The sequence below is a fragment of the Vibrio sp. Vb1980 genome (assembly GCF_033338615.1).
Lineage (GTDB): Bacteria > Pseudomonadota > Gammaproteobacteria > Enterobacterales > Vibrionaceae > Vibrio > Vibrio alginolyticus.
The window spans coordinates 43,376-62,911 of sequence record NZ_JAWOSZ010000015.1; the positions used below are offsets into that span (position 1 = coordinate 43,376).

The 19,536-nt window shown below is 45.3% G+C and carries 27 protein-coding genes; 5 read left to right on the forward strand and 22 right to left on the reverse strand.

All coding sequences use genetic code 11. The features are described 5' to 3' along the window. Nucleotides 1–114 precede the first annotated feature (114 nt). On the forward strand, nucleotides 115–1,002 hold the full coding sequence (locus tag R7F64_RS19075) for a hypothetical protein (RefSeq protein ID WP_017634088.1): 888 nt from the start codon (nucleotides 115–117) through the stop codon (nucleotides 1,000–1,002). Nucleotides 1,003–1,110: 108 nt separating this feature from the next. On the opposite strand, the gene R7F64_RS19080 is transcribed toward R7F64_RS19075, so the two are convergent. Continuing rightward, a complete protein-coding gene (locus R7F64_RS19080) occupies nucleotides 1,111–2,607 on the reverse strand; it encodes a hypothetical protein (RefSeq protein ID WP_017634087.1) in 1,497 nt (498 codons plus the stop codon). Next, nucleotides 2,600–3,994, reverse strand: a complete 1,395-nt coding sequence (locus R7F64_RS19085) for a hypothetical protein (protein ID WP_169628916.1) — start codon at nucleotides 3,992–3,994, stop codon at nucleotides 2,600–2,602. Before R7F64_RS19085 ends, R7F64_RS19080 begins: the two co-directional genes overlap by 8 nt. A gap of 309 nt (nucleotides 3,995–4,303) precedes the next feature. Between R7F64_RS19085 and R7F64_RS19090 the strand changes: the two genes are divergently transcribed. Next, entirely contained in the window at nucleotides 4,304–4,699 is a 396-nt protein-coding gene (locus R7F64_RS19090) for a hypothetical protein (protein WP_318071996.1), read from the forward strand. After that, nucleotides 4,696–5,181, forward strand: a complete 486-nt coding sequence (locus tag R7F64_RS19095; protein WP_318071997.1) for a metal-dependent hydrolase — start codon at nucleotides 4,696–4,698, stop codon at nucleotides 5,179–5,181. Before R7F64_RS19090 ends, R7F64_RS19095 begins: the two co-directional genes overlap by 4 nt. Nucleotides 5,182–5,673: 492 nt before the next feature. Here R7F64_RS19095 and R7F64_RS19100 read toward each other — a convergent pair whose 3' ends face one another. Next, complete coding sequence (locus tag R7F64_RS19100) at nucleotides 5,674–6,927, reverse strand: PAS domain-containing methyl-accepting chemotaxis protein (protein WP_318072014.1); 1,254 nt, start codon at nucleotides 6,925–6,927, stop codon at nucleotides 5,674–5,676. A gap of 428 nt (nucleotides 6,928–7,355) precedes the next feature. Here R7F64_RS19100 and R7F64_RS19105 point away from each other — a divergent pair, with 428 nt between their 5' ends. Then, nucleotides 7,356–7,676, forward strand: coding sequence for a DUF2623 family protein (locus R7F64_RS19105; protein ID WP_169628920.1), 321 nt, complete (start codon nucleotides 7,356–7,358; stop codon nucleotides 7,674–7,676). Between the two features lie 211 nt (nucleotides 7,677–7,887). Here R7F64_RS19105 and R7F64_RS19110 read toward each other — a convergent pair whose 3' ends face one another. The 19 genes from R7F64_RS19110 to R7F64_RS19200 form a co-directional block, all read right to left on the reverse strand. Further along, complete coding sequence (locus R7F64_RS19110; RefSeq protein WP_169628921.1) at nucleotides 7,888–8,157, reverse strand: hypothetical protein; 270 nt, start codon at nucleotides 8,155–8,157, stop codon at nucleotides 7,888–7,890. After that, a complete protein-coding gene (locus tag R7F64_RS19115) occupies nucleotides 8,150–8,635 on the reverse strand; it encodes a hypothetical protein (protein WP_169628922.1) in 486 nt (161 codons plus the stop codon). Before R7F64_RS19115 ends, R7F64_RS19110 begins: the two co-directional genes overlap by 8 nt. A gap of 14 nt (nucleotides 8,636–8,649) precedes the next feature. After that, nucleotides 8,650–9,288 (reverse strand): DNA N-6-adenine-methyltransferase, encoded by a 639-nt coding sequence (locus R7F64_RS19120; RefSeq protein WP_074190797.1) that lies wholly within the window; start codon nucleotides 9,286–9,288, stop codon nucleotides 8,650–8,652. Continuing rightward, nucleotides 9,266–9,508, reverse strand: coding sequence for a hypothetical protein (locus R7F64_RS19125; RefSeq protein WP_017634081.1), 243 nt, complete (start codon nucleotides 9,506–9,508; stop codon nucleotides 9,266–9,268). Before R7F64_RS19125 ends, R7F64_RS19120 begins: the two co-directional genes overlap by 23 nt. Then, entirely contained in the window at nucleotides 9,501–9,797 is a 297-nt protein-coding gene (locus R7F64_RS19130; RefSeq protein ID WP_169628923.1) for an HU family DNA-binding protein, read from the reverse strand. The genes R7F64_RS19125 and R7F64_RS19130 overlap by 8 nt, the downstream gene beginning before the upstream one ends. Continuing rightward, the gene (locus R7F64_RS19135) at nucleotides 9,797–10,120 is read right to left on the reverse strand and encodes an HU family DNA-binding protein (RefSeq protein WP_052484255.1); all 324 of its coding nucleotides are present in this window, start codon (nucleotides 10,118–10,120) and stop codon (nucleotides 9,797–9,799) included. Before R7F64_RS19135 ends, R7F64_RS19130 begins: the two co-directional genes overlap by 1 nt. Beyond that, the gene (locus R7F64_RS19140; protein ID WP_169628924.1) at nucleotides 10,099–10,368 is read right to left on the reverse strand and encodes a hypothetical protein; all 270 of its coding nucleotides are present in this window, start codon (nucleotides 10,366–10,368) and stop codon (nucleotides 10,099–10,101) included. The genes R7F64_RS19135 and R7F64_RS19140 overlap by 22 nt, the downstream gene beginning before the upstream one ends. Before the next feature lie 118 nt (nucleotides 10,369–10,486). Then, nucleotides 10,487–11,185 (reverse strand): hypothetical protein, encoded by a 699-nt coding sequence (locus R7F64_RS19145; RefSeq protein WP_017634077.1) that lies wholly within the window; start codon nucleotides 11,183–11,185, stop codon nucleotides 10,487–10,489. A gap of 26 nt (nucleotides 11,186–11,211) precedes the next feature. Further along, on the reverse strand, nucleotides 11,212–11,940 hold the full coding sequence (locus tag R7F64_RS19150; protein WP_169628925.1) for a VRR-NUC domain-containing protein: 729 nt from the start codon (nucleotides 11,938–11,940) through the stop codon (nucleotides 11,212–11,214). Between the two features lie 2 nt (nucleotides 11,941–11,942). Next, nucleotides 11,943–12,407: a hypothetical protein gene (locus tag R7F64_RS19155; protein ID WP_256952031.1), complete on the reverse strand. Its 465-nt coding sequence runs from the start codon at nucleotides 12,405–12,407 to the stop codon at nucleotides 11,943–11,945. Nucleotides 12,408–12,471: 64 nt separating this feature from the next. Further along, the gene (locus R7F64_RS19160) at nucleotides 12,472–12,972 is read right to left on the reverse strand and encodes a hypothetical protein (protein ID WP_161607486.1); all 501 of its coding nucleotides are present in this window, start codon (nucleotides 12,970–12,972) and stop codon (nucleotides 12,472–12,474) included. Nucleotides 12,973–12,976: 4 nt separating this feature from the next. After that, nucleotides 12,977–13,435 (reverse strand): hypothetical protein, encoded by a 459-nt coding sequence (locus R7F64_RS19165; RefSeq protein ID WP_169628926.1) that lies wholly within the window; start codon nucleotides 13,433–13,435, stop codon nucleotides 12,977–12,979. After that, nucleotides 13,435–14,016, reverse strand: a complete 582-nt coding sequence (locus tag R7F64_RS19170; protein WP_213907395.1) for a hypothetical protein — start codon at nucleotides 14,014–14,016, stop codon at nucleotides 13,435–13,437. Before R7F64_RS19170 ends, R7F64_RS19165 begins: the two co-directional genes overlap by 1 nt. An 86-nt stretch (nucleotides 14,017–14,102) precedes the next feature. Continuing rightward, nucleotides 14,103–14,300, reverse strand: coding sequence for a hypothetical protein (locus tag R7F64_RS19175; protein WP_169628928.1), 198 nt, complete (start codon nucleotides 14,298–14,300; stop codon nucleotides 14,103–14,105). Further along, entirely contained in the window at nucleotides 14,297–15,700 is a 1,404-nt protein-coding gene (locus R7F64_RS19180; RefSeq protein ID WP_318071998.1) for a hypothetical protein, read from the reverse strand. Before R7F64_RS19180 ends, R7F64_RS19175 begins: the two co-directional genes overlap by 4 nt. A 56-nt stretch (nucleotides 15,701–15,756) precedes the next feature. Continuing rightward, nucleotides 15,757–16,056, reverse strand: coding sequence for a hypothetical protein (locus R7F64_RS19185; protein ID WP_206954367.1), 300 nt, complete (start codon nucleotides 16,054–16,056; stop codon nucleotides 15,757–15,759). Nucleotides 16,057–16,059: 3 nt separating this feature from the next. Continuing rightward, complete coding sequence (locus tag R7F64_RS19190; RefSeq protein ID WP_213907392.1) at nucleotides 16,060–16,599, reverse strand: single-stranded DNA-binding protein; 540 nt, start codon at nucleotides 16,597–16,599, stop codon at nucleotides 16,060–16,062. 3 nt (nucleotides 16,600–16,602) lie between these two features. Then, entirely contained in the window at nucleotides 16,603–16,905 is a 303-nt protein-coding gene (locus R7F64_RS19195) for a helix-turn-helix domain-containing protein (RefSeq protein ID WP_169628931.1), read from the reverse strand. Further along, nucleotides 16,880–17,311 carry a hypothetical protein gene (locus R7F64_RS19200; RefSeq protein ID WP_161441356.1) on the reverse strand — a complete coding sequence of 144 codons (432 nt, stop codon included), beginning with the start codon at nucleotides 17,309–17,311 and terminating at the stop codon, nucleotides 16,880–16,882. The genes R7F64_RS19195 and R7F64_RS19200 overlap by 26 nt, the downstream gene beginning before the upstream one ends. 139 nt (nucleotides 17,312–17,450) lie before the next feature. Here R7F64_RS19200 and R7F64_RS19205 point away from each other — a divergent pair, with 139 nt between their 5' ends. Beyond that, a complete protein-coding gene (locus R7F64_RS19205) occupies nucleotides 17,451–17,684 on the forward strand; it encodes a hypothetical protein (RefSeq protein WP_318071999.1) in 234 nt (77 codons plus the stop codon). Nucleotides 17,685–19,536: the final 1,852 nt, after the last annotated feature.

Genomic DNA, 19,536 nt, shown 5'->3' on the forward strand with positions numbered 1-19,536 from the left:
CAAAAACGGTATGCTACACATCAAGGATAAAGGTAGGGTTTTTCGTTACTCGCATACGCTCAGGGATGGAGTGTAACCTTTATCCTCCAATGTAATTTGGAGCAACCGTTCACCATGATTAATAAAAAAAATACTGAAATTAAAGATTTAAAAGCTATTGATATAGAAACACTTAATCAATTACTTGCAAATAAACAAACGGCAGATGCGCGCCTAAAACGTGCCTTGAAGCACCGCGCGACTTTTTCCGAACAAATAGATGGCAAGGAAGATAGTGGACTATTCAATGATCGCATCGTAGCTGTAGTAAAACGTGGTAATCCTACCACTCGTTTACTTGAGTATATTGAGGCCGCGAAATCAGCCAATAAAGAGCTTTTAGAGCGCGCACCTCAATACTTCAACAGCTCATCTAACTCATTTAAAGAGACGACCGTAATTGAGAACGTCCGTCGCGTTAACATCACAATTAATAAAGCAGCTAGCAGCCAGAAAGTCACTGGTGCACGTCTAGCCAAAAGACTTGAAGCATACCTACGCGACCTCGACCGTAAACTCTCCTACGATCTTCCAGAAGATGAGAAAGAACAGCTCACTAACAATAAAAACACTGCATTGAATGAATTGAAATACTTCAAAGACAATGCAGACGTTGAGTTTAGAAAGCGCGGTCAAGAACACAATGATATTGTCGCTATTATCCATACCTATGATGGCAACAATGGTGGCATTTCTCGCGTAGCTAAAAAGGTTCACGTTAACGCTGGTGGCCTTGTTCTAATTAGGCATCGCTCTTGTAAAGATCACGATGTGCTAATCACGAACAATACCACTGAGGGACGCTCGATATTCGATGAAGCGAATGCTTTTAAGTCGGTACTGTACCCTAACGCTAATATGTATATAGAAAGCGAAGTTGACGCTATTCGTGAAGCCAGAAAAGAGCTTAGAAGCAAGAACGAAAGCAAAGCACGTTCGCAGTTCGATGGATTAGTGAACTAAGGTTTTAAGCTAAATTATTGTTGTTCCGCTTTGATTGGTGATTTGGTGGCGATATTTAACGGTATCGCCACCTTTTCATATTACTTTTATATGTTGGCGCCAACGGAATTAAGCATCGTCCGATTCAAGCGCTTCCAGTACCCATTGTTCTACGGAACTGCGAGACTCTAGCATGCTCTCTGTTACTTCCATTTCGTGCGGCACATAATCTACCAATTGAGAAAAGCAGTATGTATCCCAACGGTCAGGTGATGGGATGTTCATTTTCTCTTTCATCATCGGTTTTGGCATCATTACCCATTGGCCTGACTCGTTGATTGCACAAGGTATTTTACTGCCTTGTTCTGCCGTCTTGACGTTCTTATCTATCTGCATGCGGCCTTGGTTTATCGCATCCCGAGCCATAACATTGGCATACGCACGCTGGTTAAAGAAACGCTGCTTATCGCTGGTGGAGTGCATCTTCTTACCCCAACGAATGCGCTGTACGCGCCGTCCGTAGCGTTCTAAGCAAGTCGCCGTGTCATAACCTACACCGTCACTATCCACTGCTATCGTGATGTTTGGGTACAAGTCCTCACTACACTCTGCATGGATAATGTCAGCGAACCGAACCGGATCGACCGTGCTTGGTTGTTCAAGCAATTTCACGCTCTTAACGATGCGCTCCATGCGTTGACCCCAAACCTTGCAGATATTGAGTATCGAGCGGTCACGACCATTACCCACGTCCACCAGCGCAGCCCAACCCCAACCATCGGGCATATCGAGGTTGAGCCTTGCGCTTTTGTCCAGTGCATCCCGACTAAGCAGCATGCCAGCAATGGAACTTGGGAACTCCCCACGTACTTTAATCAGGTATTCCGGTGCCTCTCGACCGCCATACTCCAATCGCTTATCGAGGATAAATTCCACGGTTACGAACGGAGATTCCTCGGAGTTAAGCCGGATGGCTCGCCATCGACCACTAGGCTCGGCTAATCGGTGATGCGTATCGTAGAAATAGCCGCTAGGGCGCGTTGGCTGGCTCAATAACAGCATTCGGTTATCTTTCTCGGTCAATGCACCCGCTAACACACCAAAAGCCTTATCAGAGACGCCTGACGCCTCATCGACAATAACAAACAAGTGTTTAGCGTGTTCACCCGCTAGCGCTTCCTCGTTACCAATACGGCACGATTTAGCACTGGTTTGCCAGATACCTTTTGCTGAGTTTTCAAAAAAGGCTGTCTCGGTAATGGTGAAGTATTGCTGTAACCAACCATGCTTTTGTAAGAGCGTGTTCCAGTTGGATTTTAGGTACTTCCATACACCGATTTGTACCTGTCTCGCGTTGTTCGCCACCAGCACAACACGCGCATTGGGGAAGCAGAGCATGAAAGCAATGATCATGATACTGGTCATGTCTGACTTGCCTGTACCGTGGCCAGAGCTGACAGTCGTTCGCGCACCAATACGCTGAGCACTATCAATGATTTTGCGCTGCTGCCAGCTCGGCTTCTTACCGACTAGCTCAACAGCGAGGCGTTTCCAGTCATAGCGATACCGCTTAACTAGGGCAGGGTAACGGGGATCTTGTGTTACGCTCTTTATTCGTCTAGCCACCAAGTACCTCGAAGCTGTCTACATCGTCAAACCCCGACACTCCCTCGTTATCGAGGTCATCATAGGCTTGCTCTTTAGCGGCTTCGTTTTGTATTTGGGATGGGGATAGGGTAGGTTCTACGCCGTTCTCTAGGTCTTCGGCTTCTTTGATTCGTCGGTTTACTTCTTCTTTGCGCGCAGGTAGCCAGTTATCTTGCTGCTCAATCTGCTCTAACGTGTAGTCATCAAACAGCTCATCCAGCTCTTGCTCACTGATACCAGTGTCGTCTACTTCTGGTTCTAGGTTCGCTAGCTCTACCTTAGCTTCATGCAATAGCGTTGCTGGTGGACGTGCGCCTAACTTCTCGATTTGCTGACACGTCTCTAAGGCTGTCCAGTTGTTCTTAGTGCGCAGAGAAAGCATTTCTATTACTAGGCTGGTTTCTTCCGCTGGCAGTAAGTGTGGCATCATCAATTCAGCGTATTCCTGTTTACGCAAATCGATGTAGCGCTTGGCCTCTTGTTTGGCCATCGTGGAAATACTCAATTCCAGTTCACGCAATCTGGTGCCATAGCCAAAGATGAGACGGTCACGCATGGCGTTTATGTCTACTGGCTGGTTTTCGTCATCGAGCGGAATGTCTCCGCTTTCTTCCATTTCATCGATCTCTTTAAGGCGTTTAGCTAACGTCTCATTCATTCGGTAATACTGCGAACGGGCAATAATCAGTTCGTTGCAAACCGAAAGCGGATCGGTATCCATGAGAATATCCATGATTTCGCCAGTAATACCCGCACTACGGGCATAACCACCATGCACAACAGGGCGACCCACTTGAGCACTGGAATACTGCGAAAGTCCCTCAACTGATCGCGGGTTGCGCAGTGATCCAATACCCCCTGTTTTCGCGCGATCGCCTTGCGCACTTTGCGCTTGCGCAGTTGCCCCCGCTTCTTTGGACTTTGATTTATCAGCCCTTTTTTTCTTCTTGTCGTTTTTCGCTTCTTGAAATTTCGCTAATTGCTCATCGTAAAGATCAAATAATCGATCAAACTCGGGCAGCGATCGCATGGAATTAAACTGGCGGCGCAATGTCGCACCGTTCACCCCTTTATCTTTCGCAAAAGCGGCCATCGTGAGCGTTGGGTTTTGAGCGCCACGCACGAGAAATTCTTTCAAAAGGGAATGCCAGTCATTGCCTTGACTGGTCTTTTTTGCTTTGATTTTTGGCATAACGGACGGTTGGAACTTGCCGCCCGTTTTGGCTGGCCGTTTTATATATCGCTTAGCGGTGCCGTACTTCAATCCGTTGGCTTCGCAATACTCGGCCAGCGTCAAAGTCGGCTGCTTCTCTAACTGCTCCCAAAACTGCTGTTGGTGAGCCTGATAGTCAATCTTGCCGGACACGGTTAAACCCCATAAACTTTGTTACGTTCGGAATAATACATAGTTTAAACAGGTAACAACAATACGAACGAGGCAACTTAAAACAATCATTTGATTGTCAATAAGGTTTTAAATGCAAAAATTTATAACGCGACATTAAATAGTATTTACAGTAACGATTTTCTGCATATAATCATGGCCTGCTAGTGAGTAACGCTACTCATGTACAATTGATTCTGCGGCACGATATAGTAATTGGCTGCGTTATCTCACTAGCCACCTTTCCCCCATACCCAAGACAACGCGCTACGTGACGAAAGGAATACCCCCTTGAAAGCACCCGAGCGCATCAAATTCAGACACAAAGCCAAAACCAAAGCACGACAAGCCATGTTTAGAACCCGCCAACGGGAAAAGGGATTAGCGCTACTTCAAGTGCGAATTTCACGCCTTGCTCACACAAAAGCATGCGAACAATGCGAACAGAACGGGATTACCCTGACCGAGCTGTATCAGTTGGCCATCAACAACACCGATCCAAACCAACTACCAGAAAAGCACCCCGAAATAATCGAGGGCGACCTAGTAGGGACACGCCAAATCAGTCCTTGGATTGACCCCGAAGTTGCAAAGACGTTTGAGAAATTGGCCACCAACTACCGCAATCGAACCATAGCGATGAGTGCTATCGTCTATGCGTATTGCGCTCGATGCGAAGCTGAATGAACCGAACAGGACACGCTTGGGGCGCACTGTGCTTTGCGCCCGTTCCTCTCGCCTTAATGGCAGACACAACACCACTACATTCAATCCTGGCATTTCTTGGTTGCTTAAGCGGTTCGAGCGCACCGGACTGGCTTGAATTTGACAGAATCCCGCACCGAACTTACACCCACATCCTTTCGATATGGCTCGCTGTAACGGCTTATGGCTATCATTTGGCAATAGGGGAGACATTCGTACTCATTGAGGCGTTAAAAGCCACCAGCACGATTCTAGGTGCGATTCTGTGTGGATTTGGATGCGGTTGTGTGTCGCATTGGCTTGGGGATGTGTTAAACCGCCAGCCAGTGCCGATTTTTACCCCATTTGATAGGTACTGTTTGAATCTATTCGCTTCGGGGAACCACCAGCGAATCACATGCGTATTCATTTTCTCGGTAGCATGTATTTTAGTTGGCTTTTTACGACCTTTTAATTCCGAATAGACTTTTTAAAAATGGCATTTTTTACATAAAAAAAGGCCACGTTTTACCGTGGCCTTTTGATTTTGAGGAGTTGTCAATAACAGGTAATTCAATAACCAATCAATTGGCCATCTATATTTTGGAGTATCCACGTCCATTTTCTTGCGAGTGAGGTAAATATAGGACACTCAAAACGCCTTTTCAATAGATTAAAACGCGACACATAAAAAAAGAGCCAGTATTTCTACCAGCTCTTTAACTCTCTTTTGCAAACCTTCTTTGAATCACTCGCCGAAGCTGTACGCTTCACACGAAAACAAGGCAATTATATTGATACTTACCTCGAAAAATCAAGAAAAAAGCGCCAATGGAATAACCAAAGGCGCTTGAGCACAGTTGTCTAAGATTTTTAAAGGAAAACACAGCCGCCACTATGGAAACCATGTAATTTACCCAAATATAAAATTATACGTTCGGAATGATAATTTAACACACCCCAAACTCTAGGCATTACTACAGCACTCGGTTGAACTGCTCCACTGCATCAACAACCTGTCTCGCTCCATTTTGTATCTCATTCATAACTACACCCGCACTTTCTGATAATTCGAGTGTGTCGAGCGCTTCCTGTTGGCATTTTGCAATCAGCTTAACTGCGTTGTCCGTTCGCTGTAAGTTTTCACTTACCATTGTGACAATTTCATCGGTGGTTACATTGGTTCTTGTAGCAAGCTGTCTGACTTCATCAGCAACAACGGCAAAGCCTCTACCATGATCGCCTGCGCGTGCTGCTTCTATCGCCGCATTCAACGCAAGTAGGTTAGTCTGGTCAGCTATACTACTAATGCTATTTACTAGCTCGCTGATACGTGCTGAATGAGCTTTTAATTCATCAATTGCAGTGTTTGCTTCGCGCATTTGCTCCGACAGTATTTTCATCTTATCGAGTGTAGATCTTATCACTTGCTGCCCTTGCTGTGTTTGTATCCCCGTCTCTTGGGAAACATCATTAGCCAACTGTGCAGCCTGCGCCATTTTCTGCTCTTGCATTACCTGTTGAGTAATCTCCGTAGCGAACTTAACGACCTTATACAACTCACCTCTATCATTATGGATAGGGTTATATGAAGCTTCCAACCATACGGGGTCACCGTAACGATTGAGCCACTTGAATCGCTCAGAAACGAAGTGATCAGCAGCTAACCGCTGCCAAAATTGGCGGTAAGACTCAGAGTCAGCTTCCTCTTGTTCACAGAACATACGATGGTGCTTTCCTACTACCTGCTCAAGAGAGTAGCCCATTATTTTTAGGAAATTCTCGTTCGCCTTTAAGACATGACCATCTAATGTGAACTCAATCACTGACATAGAGCGACTTATGGCGTTCAGCATATCTACTTGCTCATGAGATGACTTAATTGTTCGTGTAAGTTCTGTCGCAAATACAAAAATACTCTCCACATTTTCATGCTCATCCCAAATAGGTTGGATCACCGCTCTCAGCCACGACTCCTCACCATTACCTTTAAGAACCTGTAATGCGCCATTCCAAAACGCTTTATCTTGAACAGCTCGTCTCATCCTATGAAAGTGCTCTGTACCTCGCGCGTTAGGTGGCACTAATTCTGAAATGCACTTATTTAAAACATCAGCATCATTTAACAGCATTTGTTGCTGTAAATTAGTATTTATTGAAGTAATACAACCTTTGCCATCGAGTGTTAAACAAAGCATTTCCTCATTTAAGCTGCTATGGATCTGTTGCAGGCTATGTAAATCCTACTTTAATCTTTGGTTTTCTTTCTGAAGCGATTTGTTGAAAAACATGACTCTCTCGTTTAATTAGCTTCAACGCTAATTCACATTTTATTCTTTGTATTCTCATTACCTTAATAAGCACGAACGTATTCAAAATTCCATTGCATACCAGCCCACATCTAGTTAATAGCGTGAGCTTATCAGGTTATTTTTTCTACGGCACTCATTGTGGGCAGTATACTTAATTATCCTAATGACCCAAGCGATTTTGCTTCCAGGCTGACCTTTACAAACAAGCTTGTTGCTGAAATTGGCACCTCTCTACTTACTTTTCATGCTTTGAGTAACATTATGTATTCTCTGCACTTCGATTGGTGCAACAATAGATAAGTGATAGCATTGCCTAATATCTCAACCGAAACAATTAAGGATTTAGCATGGACGACGCACAGTTTGAGCTAGGGAAAAAGGATGGTTACTCAGCTGGAACGCTTGTATCAGGGCTTGCTATGAGCGAAAAACCTCAGAGTTATGCTGTAGGTTATATTGCTGGATATGCATCGTACGTAGCTAGCATGGAGCATGGAATAAAGAGAGCAGCATACGAGTCAGGAAAGCTTGCTTTTAGATACCGTGTTCCTAGGGATATTATCAAGGCCATTGTCCTCGATGACATTCTAAAGACTACAGATAATGCCACTTATGAATGGTTCGAGAATGGTGTAGAGGCAGAGCTCGAAGACTTCGATAAAGATTAACCCTATACCGAAGACCAAAGGGCTGACCCTCTTTCGAAGATCAACCCTTTGCCCTCTTTGGGAGCCTGTAGGTTTTACCCTACAACGCTTGCACAACCTTATTAAACAAGCGCACCGTATAGGAAGTCGTATCCGTCACTGCCCTATGGGAACAATACTAAACTCATTCCGAACACATCACAATATTAGTTTGCATTTCATTTTGTGATTTTTACCCATTTAAAGATAGTTTCTGTCGCTTTTTGCTGGTGGCTTTCTTGAGTGTTTCATAGTAGCCAATCTTTATCAAAAACAAGTACCAGAGCGCATTAAGAGTCGTGATTTGCCAAAACTGTAGTTCAGCAAACCAGAATCGCTTTTTCAGATGCTTGATGGCCATGTAGGCTAACCATTGGTGTTTAAATCTAAGTACCGTCACTAGGCGCGCTTTCTTCACCTTAAGCGTGAATACATAGGCTCTTGTCTTTCCTGTCTTACTCATTGCTTGCTTTCCCCTCTAACTGGTATCGAAGCGGAGCAGTAAGCCATCCCCAACGTTTATGTCGCCATATGTCGCTAATCGTGGACTGGTGTACGCCGTATTCCTCGGCTAACGTGTGTTGGCATACCTGTTTAGTGAATAACAGCTCATAGATGCGTAGAACTTCACTAGGGGATAACTTGGATGCGCAGTTCTTTCCTCGGCGGTCTACGTTGTCCTTTACGGCCTTTTCAGCGGGTACACCAGCCTTAAGGCGTCTTAGCACTCTGCGGTAACTGGTATCGGTAGCGGCGCATAGCTGTCTTGCGGTCATTACCTTGCCTTGGTAGGTCACAAGGTGCTTGGTAGCCTCGGCCAGTAGTTCCTCTCCGGTTCGTAGTCCTTTGTGATACGCGCGATAAAGGGAAGTCATTGGATAGCCAGTTAACTGAGCGAGACGGTACACGCTCATCGATTGACCCTGATATTGAACACTCATAGTAGCTCACTCCCTTAAGCCACTTTAGCGATTTGCTCATAGATATCAGTAAGGTGCGTTCTGCCTACCTTACGGTTAAAGCGCATGGATGGTGTTTGTAGACCTTTCTCGGTAAAGAGCACTAATGCACTGCCGAAGTTCACACCTTGCTTTTTGGTGTGTCCATCTGTCTCATAGAACGGGTAACGACCATCCGGCTTGTAAATCATCGTGGCGTAGCCCTCAACCAAGTCCAGCCACCACGTTGTGAGTTCTTCATGTGGTAACAGCATCATGCCGTCACGGCCTTTTCTGGCTTGTTCTAGCGCCTTTTCCAGAAACTCAAACTTAAGGTCAAACGGAGGATTGCACCACCAGCCATCTTCCCATTCGCCTTGTAGGCCATCGAACCCAACACAAACAGGGTTTAGGAGCTGAGCGGCCTTGTGTTTTGGCTTAAGGCTTGGGAATCCACTCGGCTGTTCGTTAATCCAGTCAGGAGCCACGTAGAAGCGGTTCACCTTGGCGGTTTGTGGCTCGGCGGCCACGTCTAAAACAAACTCTTTTCCGGTATCACGTCGAAAGAGGAATTGAGCATCAAAGAAACAGTCCCAACGAGTCGCCCATTTGTTCTTTGCGCCCTCGACGGTCTTACTTTTGACTAGGTGCGCCATTCTCTGACTTCTCCCCACTCTTGGCCGCTACCGTAATGCGCTCGATGCGTTCTGCGTCCAAATCAATCTTCACTCGCTCTATCTTTGGATAGACCACCAATCCATAAAAGCTGTATGTGCCAATACCGACAACAGCCACCAGCGCTAACACAATGGTTATGGCCAGTAGTCGAACAGAGCCGATAAAGACACGCAGCCCAATTGCCTTGCTATCATTCATGGACGCGTACCATGCCCTTGTAAGCAGAGAACAATACGCTGTGCTCGTTTTTGACACCTAAGCGCTCTTTCGTCGCCGGATTAATGGTTGTGCGTTCACGCTCTATGTGACGGAAACGGCCAAAGCCTCGAATTTGCACCTCACGGCCTTTCGCAATCTCAACCAGAATGTGATTGATCATTGCATCCAGACAATCGCCCACCAGCTCTGCATCATCACCAGTAAGCTTTAAGCCAAGGCGTTTAGAAATGTTTCTTTCAATGTCAGTTCGGTTTAAGCGTGTGCTCATTAATGTGCCCCCTTGATCTCGTTTACCTTGTTTGCCAGCTCATCGCGGAATACATCCGATGCACTAAAAGTCAGCTTGTCTCGCGCAGCTACAATCGCTGGTGCTCCCGTTTTTGGATTACGGCCAGCTCGCGCTTTCTTAAGGCGAGGTGCGAACGTACCGAAACCACTAAGCAATACAGCATTGCCCTCAATCATGGTTTGAGTTGAGATTTCTTCGATAAAGGCATCAAAAACCAGCTCGCATTCTTCACGTAATGCGCCCGTTTCTTTTTTCATTGCTGAGATCAGTTCGTGCTTACCTACGGCTTTTTGTTTAGACACGCTAAGTCCTCTTGAATATCTTTCAGATAAATTCCGTGCTGTTGGCCTAGAAGATTGATGGCGTAAAGCACCAGTTCTTCTCGACTGCTACAGCCAAGTTCTATTTGGAGTCGCCTAATTTGCTCTCGTTGTGTCGCGCTGGCGCGATAGTATTGACGTTTAATGTCGAACCTAGCCATTTTGGCCAGATGACGATTCCAGCGCTGTTGAGGCGTCAAGGCGTCTTTTTTGGGTTTACGTCCTGCCATGCGACGATTATAACCATTCCGAACACGCCGTAAATATTCCGAACACAATTTCTGTTTTTAATACAAAAAAATACCGCCCATATAGGCGGTATTTGTGGAAAGATGATCAAGGATTTGATTAAGCTCGTTTGAACTCCGAAAAGTGGCTGCGCATGCCATCACGAACTTTGAGAGGCGTTTTGCGCAGCTTGGCGCGTGTCGCTGTGTCGTATAAGTATTGTTCCCATTCCCAATAGGACATATCACGTAGTCGGCCTACTGGCTCACCAACACTATTCATGAATATGTAGGTGTTCTTGGCTTGGCCGTTCGGGATTGAGTTGCCATTACCATCCAATATCTCAAAGACACCTCTCGCACCGACAAACGTCACGGTCAGACCATATTGCGCCGCTGTAGCATCAATCATTGCGCTAGTCAGATAAACATTCTCGCCAAAGATTTTAGTACGGAGGATTTCACGACGATATTTCTTAATGTCTCGAACCCATTCGAAGATGACGCAGCGAGTATGTGGTGTTCGAATATTGGTTTTCACTTTGATTAGACCAGCATCGAATAGCATTCTAATCACTCGATAGTTGATCTTCTCTCTTGGTGCAATTGTGTCGCCAGTAGCATCGTAGTCACAAATATGACCACCAGTAAGCCAACGATACGCTTGAGCGCTACCAAATTCCCCTGCGGGGGCATAGCTTAGCAACAACTTGTCATAGTAAAGGTAATCGCATAGGAAGTTACGGACTACCTTTGTTGCTTCTAACACGTCTAAATCAACTGGCTTTTGGCCAATGCTGTGATATTCACTCGCTAACATGAGAAAACTAAGCCCTTTTTATATACTTATGCGGCCAGTCTAGTTTTGTTATCAAATGTTGGCAATTGGAGATAGCTATTAATTTGACAAATGCACTCATCAAACCCCTTGGCCACAACCACGTAATACCCTAGATTTTGGAACATTTTTATCTTTTCCTGTTGTTCCTTACTTGGGCGACCTTTTTCCGTTTTTACCTCCAAAAAGAACCCGTGATACCCCCCTCTCGGGATAGGAAAAAATATATCTGGCACACCTTTCTTTTGTCCCTCATAGCTCATCATCGAAGCCGCTTTAGGTGTTCGATAGCCACCGTTCGGGATTGAGAAAACCAGTGGGTAAATGTCCTTGTACTGCGTCTCTAACGTGTAGAACAAACGCACCTGTAACCAGTGTTCGGCCAGTTTCGTGTCGTTAAACTCTTTCGGGCGCTTAATCCCTTGTGCAAGGCGCGTTTTGTGTGGTGAATCCAGTTCCACTTTCTTCTGTGTTGCAGCGCGCGCAACGTCATTGTCTTTCTCAAGAATACGGATAAGCCAAGCTGGTAGTTCCGACTTATCCACCAGCGCGGTATTAGGGACGTTTATCGATACCGGATTGATGATGTGATTAACAGAACGGTTAATCTCGTTAAGTGCTGCATCGATATTGAAGTCGCCACCGTGGCCAGCTTTCACGCCTTTGCTTTTCCACTTCTTGCGCTTAGCGACTTGGTTTGCGAGGAAAGAGTGATCGAATCGTGGTGCCTTGGCCATAACTAGATAAGCCCTTGTGTTACTAAAATCTCTTGTTCCTTACGGCGGTTAAAGTAGGCAAATACCTCGTCCTTGGTGAATTGCTTAGCTACCACTTTGCGGCGGCCACCTTGCGAGAAAACACGCTTAGCAATGTCCTCAGATAGCGTCCAACAAAGTGCGGTTTCGATTTCGGATTCGTCATTGATAGCTCGGTAGGCCGTGATCACCTTGGGTAGCTTGGCGAACGCCTTGCGCTCTGACGATTTCATCACCTTGTGCTTGTTGCGTCTCGGGCACGTAAACAGGGACGACCACACACATTGATGTTGGTGCGAGCCTTGCGCTTTCCATAGCGTTCCTAGCGTGTCCCAATAGGTTGAGTCGTCTTGGATAGCTGGCGCACTGCGAACAAAGAAATCGAGCTGATAACACTCAGGAATGGATAACAAACGGGAAATGATATTGGAGTCGTTAACGTTAGCCACTTTGTACCTCTTTTTTGCCGCCTCACACTGCTTGGCAAGGCGGCCTAACGTTATGATCTTTCGATTAGTGTATTGTGCTTACTTCGGGGTTATGTACTTTGCGAGCTTTTGAGCGCATCGATTCCAGCACCATCGCTATCAGCTCAATTGGGGATGGCTGCCCCTCAAGGCTTGCGTTTTTCGATTTTAAAATGTCATTTTCAGCTCTTAGCACCTTGGCCACTTGCTTGTTACATTGATTGGCCAGCTCGCTAGCAATGTTTCCCATTTGTTGACGCGCATCCTCACGGCTCTCACAAGGCTTACTCAATACTTCGGAGCACTTTTGAGAGAATGTCATCAAACGCTCGTCAGCCAATACACTATTAAAGAGCTTTGGAAAGCTCTTAAGCACTGAATCTGGCGCGCCCGACATTCGTTCATCAAGCTTGCGCCTCACCGATTCACGAACATTTCTTAAATGGTCAAAATAAAAACTTGGACTTAAGTGAACACGCTTGTTTTCCTCGTCAAATTTAAAAGACAGCCCTTTAACAAGTCTTGTTCCGCAATGTTGCTCAGTCATTGTTTTACTCACTCTTAAAAAATACGTGTTTATACTCAGGTTTGATTGGTTGTAAGCCCTCTACAGACTCCACTCGGTCGCACTCTCGAAAGAACGACAAGATAGGGCAATACGATGAATTGATACCTCTCGTTACCTTGCACACCTCTTGGAATACCAAGGCGCTCTCATACTGCTCTGTCGAGCAAGCCGTAAAGAACATCGGATTGACCACCAGCGAGCCGCTAGAATCGGTTTGTGCCGCAGAACTGTTAGCAACAATCATTGGCACGGTCATCATTAAAGCAGCATTCGCCGCCGTGCTTGTTGTGCTGGTGGATGCTTTGATTGGCGTTGCCGGACGAACAGGCGCAGGAGCAACACGAACTGGCATAGGTGCAACTCGAACAGGGGTTACTACTGGCGCTGAATGCGCTTGAAAAGCGGCCAGCAAGGCCGCCGCTAGTGTAAATTTTCTCAGCATCAGTGAATAGTCTCCCCATCAGCTACAACTCGTTGAACGTTCTTAACTTCTACGGTTGAATCCGGCTTGGTTTCCACTTTCAGCATGTCAAGCATATCCATAACAAGGCTAAGCATCTGCTTAGTTTCTTCTGACGTACCACCAAGGCGATCATCTGCCGATTTAATGTTGTCTTTGAGCTCGTTCGTCAGGTAATCGCAAGCTTGTTGAGATAGGTTCGTTAACACCAAAGGCAAGTGCATTTCGGGATCAAATTCTTCCTCCCCCTTGTACACATATTCCAATTCATTAGCGGCACTCATCGCCAATTGGAATAGCTTGCTGTCCATCAGTAGCGTTTCAGCAATCTTGGTCGCCACTCCCACGACTACTTGAGGCGGTACTGCATCTTTGTCGTTCTCGTCATACTCGTACACCTTGCTTACGTGCATTGGAATTGCTTGAAGAACCACATCACGCACAGCGCGGTAATGGTCGTAATAATAGGGAGCCATCAAAACCACTCCGCCTGTTTCGGGATTAAAACCGACCATCATTGTGTTAACTTCGCAGGATGTTTCGAACTGTTCTTGAGTGTTCATGCTCATGCCTCTCGCTTTCTGGCTTAAACAATTTATTAGGGGTAGGAAAAGCAAGGGAGCGTATCCCTTGCGGGTTTAAATTCTTCTCAGTATTTGTGGCTTTGGTGCGCCAAGTGTGGGTATTCCTTTTCCAGCATGTACCCTTTGCTGCATTTCTCGCATCGATGCGCAAACTCATTATCGACGCGCACCTTACCTAATCGAACTACATTGCCTTTACACTGCTCGTCATCGCATTGGTACGTCACTAGCACGGCTGAAAATGGCTTGTATGTCTCGCTCACTTACGCTTACCTCGTTTCTGGTTACGTTTAGGCTTGCTTGGTTTCTTTGGTGAATCTGGAATACGGCCACCAGCGGAATGCAGCGCGTACTCTGTATTGAATCGTTTGTTGATGCGCTTAATTAGGCTTACGCTGCGTGGTGCAAGCTCTTTCGCACGTTCAATGTGTGTTAGCGCTCGGTTTAGCTCATGTTGAGGCACGTAATCACTTAAGCGCTGCGCAATCTCTACTAGGTTCACTTGGGTACACCAATCCAAATCGAGGACTTTGGCCACACTCACGACTTTCTTTGTGCGCTTAACTGCACGGTCTAAAGCTCGCTCAATTTGGTCTACTGGCACTTGCTTAGCGGCCTCGGTAAATTCTTCCCAATACTCTTGTGGCAGTACGCGCGATTCGTGTAGCAGCTTAGACATACATAGGGAACCATCTTCACCAATGTAAGCCGTGTGGCCAGCTCCGGTATGCGTGTTCATTAGGTAAATCAGACCAAAACGCTGATCCGGTTTGCCTGGACCCTCTTGAGGCTGAATCGCTGTCGCCTTGCAAAGCATGTAGGCTTGCCAGTTACCGCCTTTCCAAACGGATTTAAGATCGTGGTATTGAACCGCTTCACCTAGATATAGGTTGTCGTTGCGCAGTTCTTCGTTTTCGTGAGCAATGATCGCTGCGTAGGCCAACACCTCATCAATGTTGTGCATCACGTAGTGATAGTTCTCGTCAGCGTTCTTCAATCCCTCGCTCATGCTGTTGATTTGCTCGGTTTGAGTCGCCACCAGCTCACTTAGCATTTCGATGTGCTCTTTGCTCTTGGTGAGCTCTGATTCAGTGGCCTTGTATGCCTCATCCAATGTCGCGTTCTTAGCGGCGGTTGCTTTGCGTTTATCCTCGGCAATGCGTAGTTGCTCTTGAACACTCTCAAGTTGCTGATTAAGCGATTCCAGTTCACCAGATGATGCCACTTGGTTAGCCAATGCAGCGGCTACCTTGTTCTCCACCAGCTTAGGAATGCCGTCCAGTTCTTGTTGAGCGTGACGCAACTCAGTGGTAAGGCGTTTGATCTCTGCTTCTAGGCGTTGGTTGTCCTTACCTAGACGCTCGTTTTCTTCGCGTAGCTCGGCTGCGATCTGCTCGGCCTCATTACGCTTTTTACGCATCACCTCAGTACCAGCCATTGCGCGGTCACGCGCTGCAAGGATTTCGGTACGTTCATCAAGCATTGCCTGATATTTTTGCTTTAGCGCCTCGTCGGCCTTGGCCGTGCGTTGGGATAGTTTGAATTGCAAGTCATCGATGATGTGCTGCATCAAACCAACAAGCGGGATCTCAAATTCTTTGATTTCAATTGGCGAATTTTCAGGAAGTCCCCACGGAAGCTCTACAGTAAAAACATCGCTCATAGGAAAATTTCTCTACTACTCAAAAATTGGGATAAGGGAATAGGGTTAAAGTTTTCTTATTCTTGGTTAGCAAAGCGCTCAAGGCGTTCTTCTAAGTCATCCAGCCAAACCAGTATTTCGCTACCTTTGTGAACGTAGTCGAGATCACTTTCTTGGATTAGATTGGCCACCTCTCGCGAACACCCGTTTACCTCTGCCGCGATTGCGCGGTTACTGAAATAGAAAGCATTCGGTGTGTCAGTAAAGTCCGTTTCGCCTGTCGCTTCGCGCATTTCCATAAGCGCTTTAGTGGTCATTCGACGCAGTACAATCAGTAAGTCGTCTTGAGTTGCTAACGCTAAATTTTGTTTACTCATGGTTTAAGCCGCCACGTAACTCAACATCTTGTAGTGACGAAATTCGTTCTGGAACGGTATGTCATCGTCAAAGTCCATTGGTGGCTCGCTGTATTGCTGTTGAGGTTGCTCCCAACCACCCTGTTGCTGTGGTGAATGCTGTGGTTGTTGAGGTTGACCCCAACCGCCTTGTTGTTGCTGGCCACCAGCTCGGTTATTGCCAAGCATTTGCATCACGCCATTAAAGCCTTGAACTACTACCTCTGTGCTGTAACGGTCTTGGCCTTGCTGGTCTTTCCATTTGCGAGTCTGCAATTGACCCTCGATGTAAACTTGTGACCCTTTGCGTAGGAACTCCCCCGCTACTTCGGCCAACTTGCCGAACAACACCACTCGATGCCACTCGGTTTTTTCTCGGTTCTCCCCTGTCGCTTTATCGCGCCAAGTTTCGGATGTAGCGACCGTGATATTCGCTACTGCGCCGCCATTTGGTAGGTATCGGATTTCGGGGTCTGACCCCAAGTTACCAACCAGAATGACCTTGTTAATGCCTCTTGAAGCCATTCGTTATTCTCCGGTATCTCTCTTTACCGCTTTGTCTCTGTTAGAAATCGCATCACCAAAGAACAAATAACCCACGTCTGTACTTGTGTAGACCGCTATCAGTTCTAGGTTTTGCACCCTTGGGTTCACCTCGCCATTCTCGATTTTTCGATAAGTGTCTGGTGATAACCCGATTAACCTGCTCATTTCGAGTATGGTTAAATCTGCATGCCGTCTCGCTCGCTTGATTCGCGCTGCACGTTGCTGTCGATATTCAAGCGATTGGATTCGAGCGGCCTGTTTAGTCTTTGCGTCTCGCATTTTCATAGAAGCTCTCCACTTCACTTGCTAGTCGTTCTTCCTCGGTTGTGGTCGCCTTAATCAAGGCAACGCGATATTCATGTAACCGATTCTTTGACCAATCGAGGCAGAGCTTTTGCCACTTGATAACGGCAACCGGATCGGAAAGGTCGTAACCCGTCCCAAAACAGCTACAGCACTCCCACTTGCTAAATAACGACTTGGTGTAACCAGTGCCATTGCAAGTCGGGCAGCGATCCGGCTTGTCATCCAATGTCACATCGGCATCTTGTAACCGGTTCGCCAGAGCTTCGCGTTCGTCCGTAAGCTCTATGCCCTCGAATGTATCCAGGATTGATGGTGAGCTTTTGTCTCGCTCTCTTTGCCGTTGTTCCAGTTGAGATCGCTTAATTTCAGAAATTTCCTCACTCATCTTCCATTCCGAACACATCAATTTTATTCGGAGTATAAACCCACTTAAAAAACAATGCAAAAAGTATTGATACAAAAACCGAAACGATGTATTTTTGTCTCAGCAAACAGGCAAACAGACTCATATGAGGAATCAGAAAATGTCAGAAAACAACAGCAAAAAAGTTCACGACCAAATCCAAGCAGACGTTAAAGAGTACATGACCAACACCTCGAACAGCGTCTTAGACTTCGCTTTGGCCAATGCAATTAAGAGCGGTCAGAACAACCTAAATGAATTGTGTAAAATGTGGAGAATCCCAGTAGACAAGCTACTTAGCAAGTTAAACACTTCTCTTTTCAAAGTGGATGATGATAAAATCCACCTCGCATAGACGGATACGTTTAGCTATCGGGATAAGAGTAATGGAAAGCTTCGGGGAAACTCGAAGCTTTTTTTTGCCTCAATACTTAATCCGAACGTTCAAGAATTTAAGGCATAAAAAAAGCACCTACTCATAGAGCAAGTGCTTACCATTCGGAATACTACCAAAACACCACTAGCAACAAAAAAACAAAAAACCAACCAAATTAAACAACAATACTGTCGCTTTATAAAATCAAAATAGAAATTAGAAAGCATCAATCGAGAAAGATAGTTTGAACTGATTCATCAAGAAACCTCGTCCGTAAGGTTCTATTAGCACGCATTCCATTTAAAATAGCGGTATAGTGAAAAACAGACGCCTTACGTGACCATGACGCCAGATCGTTTAGCGTCTTATCGACGTCAAATAGTTGAGTTTAATACTGTCAACACTTAGGCTATTTGGAAGAAAAAACACTGTAAAAATAGTAGCTAAACCTATACTTTTGGCCCAATTAGTTTGTACGGAGAAGCATTTTAATTTTTTACAGGATAAGATGGCTTAACAGCAATACATTGAATGCGCTAACCCACCTGCTGGAAGCGGCAACTTTCTTTTGAGGTTGGCATCAAGCAGAAAGGAAAAATGAACATGAATTATTGGATAAAAATCTTGCTCATATCCCGATTCATGTAGAGAAATGAATATTTTTCAAAGCGTCCCTTTATGAGAGGGGAATTATCTGATAACAATGGGACATAAGGACTTGGGAGTTTTCATGCGCCTAAACCTGAAAGAGATAACCAACTCGTTTGGGCGTTTGCAAAATTAGCAAAAAGTCTGGAATACTAGGCACAGCAAGACGTGGAACAAAACGTTCCCCAATAACCTTGATTGTGTGAAGAATATAAAAAAAGGCTGGATTCGAAGAACCCAACCTTTAATTAATTTGGAGGTAATTATGTAATCACCAACCAAGCTCGAAGCAGCTAGAAAGCTTCACTTCGTGCATACGGGCAATCAATGGTGGCCGCCATTAAAAAACCCTTGTGCGTTGTCTTTAACCATAAGCCTTTGGAGAGGTAGATATGGTCAAGTTAGTTGATCTCTTGATTGCTTTAATCAAGTTAGTCACAGCTATAGTGCAAGCACTATTCGGCTAGACAACGTTGTCGCTCTAGAAGTACATTGTTGCTTCTAGAGCACACTTACAACTATCCAATAATTAATATTTCCTGTCAATTCGTGTTTTTGTCAAGAACTCACACAAATGCGATCGCAATTCGGTTCTGCCTGCCAAATTTACCTTTCATCGTCCATCTATCAGTTAGATTGAAAATTGACCTACCACTATTAGTTATAACACGCAGTTGTCTATAGCCAGGATCATTCACTCATCTAAACAACAAAAACTTGTTGTGTATGTGGGAAACTGTGTAAATCTTTGATTTTCCAGTTATCCACATACGCTATAAAGATCTATATTTAACTATATCAATCTATGAAAACTATAGAACTATAAGATCTATAGTAACCGTAACGTATTGATTTTAATTGGTTTTAACTCGTCTAAAGATCTTTTTTTAGGTCTTTAAGTAACAAGATCTAGGTTTAATTGATCATTTATTAGGTGTTTGTGATCTTCTTACAGGCTTTAGTGCTACATAATCTAGGTGAAAGTGATCATATATCAGGTGATTGGATAACAGATTTTAGGTGTTTCTGCTCTTGAATGACATATTTTAGGTGTGTGAGATGGTTGTATAGGAGTCTTGTCCGGTTTTTTCTACTTTCGAGTCAATGATCACGTCGAGTTCACTCCCATATACCTAAAATGTGTCACATAGCTCATTTCAACCTAGAAAATGTCATCTATCGA

Excerpts from the sequence above, each read along its gene's own strand:
- R7F64_RS19075 (WP_017634088.1), top strand. The coding sequence starts at position 115 with ATGATTAATAAAAAAAATACTGAAATTAAAGATTTAAAAGCTATTGAT.
- R7F64_RS19095 (WP_318071997.1), top strand. The coding sequence starts at position 4,696 with ATGAACCGAACAGGACACGCTTGGGGCGCACTGTGCTTTGCGCCCGTT.
- R7F64_RS19105 (WP_169628920.1), top strand. The coding sequence starts at position 7,356 with ATGGACGACGCACAGTTTGAGCTAGGGAAAAAGGATGGTTACTCAGCT.
- R7F64_RS19110 (WP_169628921.1), bottom strand. The coding sequence starts at position 8,157 with ATGAGTAAGACAGGAAAGACAAGAGCCTATGTATTCACGCTTAAGGTG.
- R7F64_RS19115 (WP_169628922.1), bottom strand. The coding sequence starts at position 8,635 with ATGAGTGTTCAATATCAGGGTCAATCGATGAGCGTGTACCGTCTCGCT.
- R7F64_RS19120 (WP_074190797.1), bottom strand. The coding sequence starts at position 9,288 with ATGGCGCACCTAGTCAAAAGTAAGACCGTCGAGGGCGCAAAGAACAAA.
- R7F64_RS19125 (WP_017634081.1), bottom strand. The coding sequence starts at position 9,508 with ATGAATGATAGCAAGGCAATTGGGCTGCGTGTCTTTATCGGCTCTGTT.
- R7F64_RS19130 (WP_169628923.1), bottom strand. The coding sequence starts at position 9,797 with ATGAGCACACGCTTAAACCGAACTGACATTGAAAGAAACATTTCTAAA.
- R7F64_RS19140 (WP_169628924.1), bottom strand. The coding sequence starts at position 10,368 with ATGGCAGGACGTAAACCCAAAAAAGACGCCTTGACGCCTCAACAGCGC.
- R7F64_RS19145 (WP_017634077.1), bottom strand. The coding sequence starts at position 11,185 with ATGTTAGCGAGTGAATATCACAGCATTGGCCAAAAGCCAGTTGATTTA.
- R7F64_RS19150 (WP_169628925.1), bottom strand. The coding sequence starts at position 11,940 with ATGGCCAAGGCACCACGATTCGATCACTCTTTCCTCGCAAACCAAGTC.
- R7F64_RS19160 (WP_161607486.1), bottom strand. The coding sequence starts at position 12,972 with ATGACTGAGCAACATTGCGGAACAAGACTTGTTAAAGGGCTGTCTTTT.
- R7F64_RS19165 (WP_169628926.1), bottom strand. The coding sequence starts at position 13,435 with ATGCTGAGAAAATTTACACTAGCGGCGGCCTTGCTGGCCGCTTTTCAA.
- R7F64_RS19170 (WP_213907395.1), bottom strand. The coding sequence starts at position 14,016 with ATGAACACTCAAGAACAGTTCGAAACATCCTGCGAAGTTAACACAATG.
- R7F64_RS19180 (WP_318071998.1), bottom strand. The coding sequence starts at position 15,700 with ATGAGCGATGTTTTTACTGTAGAGCTTCCGTGGGGACTTCCTGAAAAT.
- R7F64_RS19185 (WP_206954367.1), bottom strand. The coding sequence starts at position 16,056 with ATGAGTAAACAAAATTTAGCGTTAGCAACTCAAGACGACTTACTGATT.
- R7F64_RS19190 (WP_213907392.1), bottom strand. The coding sequence starts at position 16,599 with ATGGCTTCAAGAGGCATTAACAAGGTCATTCTGGTTGGTAACTTGGGG.
- R7F64_RS19195 (WP_169628931.1), bottom strand. The coding sequence starts at position 16,905 with ATGAAAATGCGAGACGCAAAGACTAAACAGGCCGCTCGAATCCAATCG.
- R7F64_RS19200 (WP_161441356.1), bottom strand. The coding sequence starts at position 17,311 with ATGAGTGAGGAAATTTCTGAAATTAAGCGATCTCAACTGGAACAACGG.
- R7F64_RS19205 (WP_318071999.1), top strand. The coding sequence starts at position 17,451 with ATGTCAGAAAACAACAGCAAAAAAGTTCACGACCAAATCCAAGCAGAC.